Raw genomic sequence first — 6,438 nt, 5'->3', positions numbered from 1 at the left:
AGAGGGAGATGTGATGAAACGTCCTCTAAGAGCTTCGGGAAAACAGTTCTTTGATAGAGCGATGCTGTTTCGACTGGGATGGTTTGCCCTCGTCACCGCCAGCGTCACCCTGGGATTATTCATCACTCTTCACACCCATAACTACCCGTATGAGGTTATCCTCAGCGCTACCTTTACCACCGTCGTTGCCGCCCAATGGATCACCGCCATCTTAGCCCAAAAAGAGTCAGAACCCTTTTTGAAAAACATTCGCCGAAGCCTCAGTATCAACCCTTGGCTATGGGGTGGAATATCGCTCGGTATAGTACTGCAAACCATCGCCCTCTATCTTTTGCCGGAGTGGTTTCATGTCGTCCCTCCAAGCGGAGAAATATTCGGCTATGTCGCTATTGCACTGATCGCTATTTTTCTTTTGGATGAAGGGTACAAATGGGTGGAATACTCTAAAAAGTAAAAACCTCTTCCTCTTTGGTGAAAAAAAAGTGCTACACTATGCCCATTATTTTCCCCAAGGACAGTTCGCCTATGTTGCGCTCGATTCATGACTCTCTAGAGCCGAAACTTATCTCACTTTTTCGTCGCCAAGGTTACTCCCGCTCCGACTTTTTTGCTGATGCCATTGCAGGTCTTGCCGTAGCCATTGTTGCCCTTCCTCTGGCTATGGCCATCGCTATCGCCTCGAACCTTCCGCCCGAGCGTGGACTCTTTACCGCTATCGTTGCCGGATTTTTGATCTCAGCACACGGCGGAAGCCGTTATCAGATCGGAGGGCCGACAGCCGCATTCATCGTCACGGTTGCTATGGTTGCAATGAAACACGGTTATGAGGGGCTGGTACTCGCCACGATTATGGCGGGGGTCATTTTAATGATCATGGCGTTTTTACGGACGGGAGAACTCATTAAATTTATCCCCTACCCCGTTATCGTCGGATTTACCTCGGGGATCGCGCTGCTCATCGCTTTTTCACAAATACGAGATTTTTTCGGTCTCTCCATCACCACTGTTCCCCCCGATTTTATCGACAAGCTCAGCGTCTATGTTGCCCATCTGCATGAGACCAATTTTTCGGCCGTACTCGTTGCATTAAGTTCCATAGGGATTATCGTGTTAGCCAAACGGCATATTCCCCGTATCCCTGGGCCGATTATTGTCGTTACCCTCAGCGCCCTTGCCGTATGGACATTTAACCTCCCTATCGAAACGATAGAGAGCCGTTTCGGCGCTATCCCCTCGATGCTTCCAAGCCCCGTATGGCCTGAAATCACCTTCGAAAAACTCCGTCTTCTCCTCCCCGATGCGATTACCATTGCTACCCTCGCCGCTATCGAATCACTCCTCTCGGCTGTTGTTGCCGATGGGATGACCGGAACGCGTCATAAATCGAATGCCGAACTCTTAGGTCAAGGGGTTGCCAATATCGCCTCAGGGATATTCGGAGGGCTTCCCGCTACAGGTGCTATCGCCCGAACTGCTACCAATATCAAAGCGGGTGCCAGAACCCCCGTTGCAGGGATGATGCATGCCGCGTGGCTCTTTCTTTTTATGCTCCTCCTCTCACCGCTGATTATCAAAGTCCCCCTTGCCGCTTTGGCGGCCATACTGATCGTCGTAGCGTGGAATATGTCGGAGATTAAACACGTTCGAGAGATTATGAAAGCACCGAGAACCGACCGTATTGTCCTCATTTTGACCTTTTTACTGACGGTATTGGTTGATCTGAACTTCGCAATCCAAGCGGGAATTGCTCTCGCCTCCATCCTCTTTATCGACCAGATGATGAAAACGACCCAAATCCGTGCCGTAGAGTCAGAAGAGAACGATCCCGATTCGACCTCCAATAAAATCATTCCTCACGGTGTCGAAGTGTATGAAATCCAAGGGCCCCTCTTTTTTGGAGTCGCTGAGAAACTCGTTGATACCCTTATGCTCTTCGAACACCCTCCGCGCATCTTTATCTTGCGGATGCGCTATGTTCCTCTCATTGATGCAGCGGGTCTTCACGCACTTGAAATAGTGCAGGAGAGACTCTCTGTGTACAATACACAACTGATCTTATCAGGGGTAAATCCCCAAGTTCATCGCTTTATTACCTCTTCACATATTGATGAAAAAATAGGCCGCGAGAATATCGTCGATCATATCGACAAAGCCATACAAAGAGCGCATGAAATTATGGGAGAATAAAATCGAAGAGGTTACCCTTATACCGAACAGTTCTGAACATCATGGGTGAGCAGTTCCTCAAACTGCAATACTTGAACCGGTTTGCTGCACAGATACCCTTGAAAATACTGGCATCCGTGATTTTCGAGAAATCTGAACTGCTCAATCGTCTCAACACCCTCCGCAATCACATCAAATTTGAAAATAGATGCCATCGAGAGGATCGTTTCCACCAATGCCGCATCATCGGCATCGCTCATAATGTCCCGCACAAAGCTCCGATCGATTTTAAGGGTGCTAAAGGGGAGTCGCTTCAAATAGGCCAACGACGAATACCCCGTACCGAAATCGTCCATAGAGATGTTGATACCAGCGTGCCGTAAACGGTTCATTTTATCAATTACCGTATCGATTTTGTCAATAACGGTCGATTCGGTTAGTTCCAATTCCAGCATCGAGGGGACAATCCCGCTCTCGGCTACAATCCGTATCACTTTATCCACAAAATCGTTTTGACGAAACTGTACGGCGCTCACATTGATGGCGATACGATCAATATGAACTTGGCTCAAATTTTTAGAACGCCAATGGACAAACTGTGTACATGCTTCACGCAGCACCCATTCACCGATAGAGACAATCAAACCGCTCTCTTCGGCGATATCGATCATCTCATCGGGCATTACAAGTCCTAACTCCGGATGGTTCCAGCGCAACAGTGCCTCAGCACCGACAATCTTTTTAGTCGCGATTTCGATAACAGGCTGATAGTAAAGTTCCAACTCACCATTCTTGATCGCAGAACGGAGTGCATTTTCCAAAAAGAGCCGCTTTTTAATCCATTGATCCATTTGATCTTGATAAAAACGGGTTGTATTTCTCCCCTCTTTTTTTGCTTGATACATTGCGGTATCGGCGAACTTGAGTAAATCATCGGCACTTTGCACCTCAGAAAAAACCAAAGCTATCCCTATACTCGAACTGGAACAAATCGACTCAGATTGTCCTATATCAAATGGGTCAGAAAAAACATCATGTATCTTTTCAGCCACCGTTTCAGCCCGTGTAACAGCGATAAGAGGATCCCTTCCCAGATCATTGAGCAAAATAACAAACTCATCCCCTCCCAAACGGGCTACCGTGTCCCCCTCTCGACAAATACCGCTCAACCGTCTCGCCGTCTCGATCAATAACAAATCGCCGACATAATGGCCTAACGAATCGTTGACACTTTTAAAGTGATCCAGATCTAAGAACATAACGGCAACCAAATCTCCATGACGACGGTAATGTGCAAGAGACTGTTCCAACCGATCCCTCATTAATATACGATTGGGGATATTCGTCAATGCATCATAATAGGCCTGATGTTTTATCTTCTCTTCGGCATGTATACGCTCCGTAATATCGGTAACAATAGCGACTCCCCCTATAATCTCCCGCTGTGCATTGTACATTGGGGATGTTCGAAACGTAATCCACAGATTTAGTTTCATAACCATAGAAGTATAGGCCCCTTCGTAGTACCCTTTTTCCCCTTTAATAGCAGACGTTATCGCTTCATGCAAACACGTATCAGGAAGTTTTTTCAGATCCAATCCAATCATTTGTTCTTCATTGATTTGAAGTATTTTCATCATCTCAAGATTTGAATTGATAACAATCAGATTGAGATCGTAATAAAAAATACCGGTTGGCGCCTCTTTAAAGATCATCTCAAAATGCTCTTCAGAGAGTTCTAATGCTTCCAAGGCTTTTTGGTGGAGAATTTTTGATTTTAAGGCATTCATAATGTTCGTATGAATCCGCTTGGAAGCACTCGCTAGAAGGAAAAAAAATGCTCCAACCAACACTCCCATCATCTGAAATTCAAATCCGCCCTGAAAAAACATCACCATGAGAATCGGAAATAAAAGTAGGAGTAAAAAGATCAGTGCCATAGCAAGCACTGATGCCAATGTACCTGAGGCAACCGAGGCAATCCCCGTCAGCAAAAAGATTAAGAAAAACTGATGCAGCTGATCGGAGGTTTGAAACAAAAAGAAAGCTGAACTCCCCCAAAGTGAGGCAGAGGTATACATAACGTACTTAAAGCGTCTTTCCCACGTTTTGGTGTCGTGATCTTGAGAATGAAGGCGGTACTCGCGCAATAGCCAAAAACGCCAAAACAATGTCACCATAACAACACTAAACCAAAGGATGACCGCGAAAGACAAAGGGGTCTTGTAAAATAAAAATAAAACAACCGAAGCACCGAAAAAGAGGGGGAATAGGGAAGCAAATGCTTGTTTGAACGCAATGGCTACTTGTTCTGAATGTATCCGCTCTTTATCCGCACTATCCACATCTCTAAAAAAATCTTTTTTATTTAAAACCATTGTACCCGCATTGCTAATCTTTGAGATGGGTTAGGATAACGTAAAACTAATGAAAAACAAATCTCGTTATGTTACAATTCTCTAATGAATATCCTCATTCTCCTTCTTTTGCTTTTCGTCAATCTGTACTCGTATGAATTGGCCGAAACCTATGAGTACGATACACCTATTATTTATTCCAACGATCTCTTTCCCGATCTTCCCAAAAAATTTGAAATTCTCCAAATCCCCTCCGATAAAACCCACTATCGTCTCAATGCCCAGATTATTGCCAAAACCTTTGAGCTCAATGGGGTAGCCATCGACATCGCTAAAACTCGGTACGTCAATTTCACCAAACGGAGTCCGGTCGATTTCACTCCTCTCAAGTACCAGCTTTGGGAGATGTTCCAAGAACAATACCCTACTATTGACATCAATACTATCACCATCAGTTCACGAGGACACCTCTCCTCGTTACGAAAAGATGTAAAAGGGATTTTTGATGATCGATTTTATCAAAACAGCAGCGGAACCTTTTATTATTTCGATGAACAAGGGATACGCCATTACCTTGATTACTCCGTCCAAGCTAGGATCGGAGTCCTTCATACAACCCAAAAAGTCTCCAGAAAAGAGCGCATCAGCGGTTTTAATACCCTCCTAAAGCCCATACCGTTTACATCTTTCAAGGACAAACCGCTCACGGCTCTTCCCGATCACCCCTCTCGTTTTCGATCCAATCTTAAACCATCCAGTCCCATAACGCTCCGTAATATCGAAACGATTCCGCTCGTTTTGAAAAATGAAAAAGTGATTGTCGAGATAAAAAATGAAGGGGTAATCGTGGAGTTTGGGGCACGTGCGACGCAAGAGGGGCTACTCTATGATATTATTACAATCCAAAAAAGCGACGGCAAACGTGCCAAAGCAAAAGTGATCGGAGATAAACGGGTGGAATTGCAATGAAAATCGTCGTCGGTATCAGCGGTGCCAGCGGTGCCAATTTAGGACTAAAATTAGTACGCGCCCTTCCCGATGACGTTCAAAAGCATCTCATCCTTTCCGAACATGCCAAAATCGTGCTGGAAAAAGAAGAGAACCTGACACTCCACCAAAATAACGAGATATGGGCCTCCGTCGCATCCGGATCCTACGGTGCAGATGCCATGATTATCACCCCTTGCAGCATGAATACCTTAGCAAAAATAGCGTGCGGTATCGCGGATAACCTGATCACCCGTGCCGCTGCGGTGATGATCAAAGAGCGTCGTACCCTCGTACTCGCACCGCGTGAGATCCCATTCTCTCCGATCGCATTGGAGAATATGCACAAACTTTCCATGCTAGGAGTTATCATCGCTCCTCCCGTACTTGCCTATTACGGGGATCAGGAAGATTTGGAGTCAATGGAAAACTTTATGATCGGCAAATGGTTCGATCTTCTCGGAATCGAGAATAATCTTTATAAACGATGGAATCCTGATGCATAAAATAGCCCTCTATCCGGGAACTTTTGACCCCATTACCAACGGTCATTTTGACATTATAGAGCGTGCTATCAAACTCTTCGACGAAGTGATCATCGCCGTTGCCGATTCTCAGGATAAAAAACCGATGTTCACGTTGCAAGAGCGGGTTGATATGGTTAAATTGGCAGTTAGAGACCTTGAACGGGTACAGGTCGTCGGATTTGATAACCTCACGGTCGAGCTCGCTCACACCCTCGGAGCTACCGTTCTTATTCGCGGTTTAAGAGCTGTCAGCGATTTTGAATTCGAACTTCAGCTGGGGTATCTGAACAACTCACTTGATCCAAATATCGAAACGGTCTATCTGATGCCGAAACTCAAACACGCCTTTATTAGCTCCTCCATCGTCCGAAATTTGCTAAAATTCAACGGTAAAACGGTCC

The 6,438-nt window shown here is 45.5% G+C and carries 6 protein-coding genes; 5 read left to right on the top strand and 1 reads right to left on the bottom strand.

The genetic code is table 11. The features are described 5' to 3' along the window. Together A2517_RS05455 and A2517_RS05450 are read left to right on the top strand one after the other, a co-directional pair. Nucleotides 1–454: cation-translocating P-type ATPase C-terminal domain-containing protein (locus tag A2517_RS05455; protein ID WP_294894919.1), on the top strand; the 454-nt coding region annotated here is incomplete at its 5' end. Nucleotides 455–525: 71 nt separating this feature from the next. Further along, nucleotides 526–2,187: a SulP family inorganic anion transporter gene (locus tag A2517_RS05450; RefSeq protein WP_294894917.1), complete on the top strand. Its 1,662-nt coding sequence runs from the start codon at nucleotides 526–528 to the stop codon at nucleotides 2,185–2,187. A gap of 17 nt (nucleotides 2,188–2,204) precedes the next feature. On the opposite strand, the gene A2517_RS05445 is transcribed toward A2517_RS05450, so the two are convergent. Then, nucleotides 2,205–4,544 (bottom strand): bifunctional diguanylate cyclase/phosphodiesterase, encoded by a 2,340-nt coding sequence (locus A2517_RS05445; RefSeq protein WP_294894915.1) that lies wholly within the window; start codon nucleotides 4,542–4,544, stop codon nucleotides 2,205–2,207. An 84-nt stretch (nucleotides 4,545–4,628) separates the two neighbouring features. On the opposite strand from A2517_RS05445, the gene A2517_RS05440 reads away from it, so the two are divergent. The 3 genes from A2517_RS05440 to coaD form a co-directional block, all read left to right on the top strand. Then, nucleotides 4,629–5,492 carry a flagella basal body P-ring formation protein FlgA gene (locus tag A2517_RS05440; protein WP_294894913.1) on the top strand — a complete coding sequence of 288 codons (864 nt, stop codon included), beginning with the start codon at nucleotides 4,629–4,631 and terminating at the stop codon, nucleotides 5,490–5,492. Beyond that, the gene (locus A2517_RS05435) at nucleotides 5,489–6,016 is read left to right on the top strand and encodes a UbiX family flavin prenyltransferase (RefSeq protein ID WP_294894911.1); all 528 of its coding nucleotides are present in this window, start codon (nucleotides 5,489–5,491) and stop codon (nucleotides 6,014–6,016) included. The genes A2517_RS05440 and A2517_RS05435 overlap by 4 nt, the downstream gene beginning before the upstream one ends. Next, nucleotides 6,009–6,438 (top strand): pantetheine-phosphate adenylyltransferase (coaD, locus tag A2517_RS05430; RefSeq protein WP_294894909.1); only part of this gene is annotated, 430 nt, incomplete at its 3' end. The genes A2517_RS05435 and coaD, both read left to right, overlap by 8 nt.

The sequence above is a fragment of the Sulfuricurvum sp. RIFOXYD12_FULL_44_77 genome (assembly GCF_001830725.1).
Taxonomy (GTDB): Bacteria; Campylobacterota; Campylobacteria; order Campylobacterales; family Sulfurimonadaceae; genus Sulfuricurvum; species Sulfuricurvum kujiense_A.
This window is presented reverse-complemented; position numbering and strand designations above follow the sequence as displayed.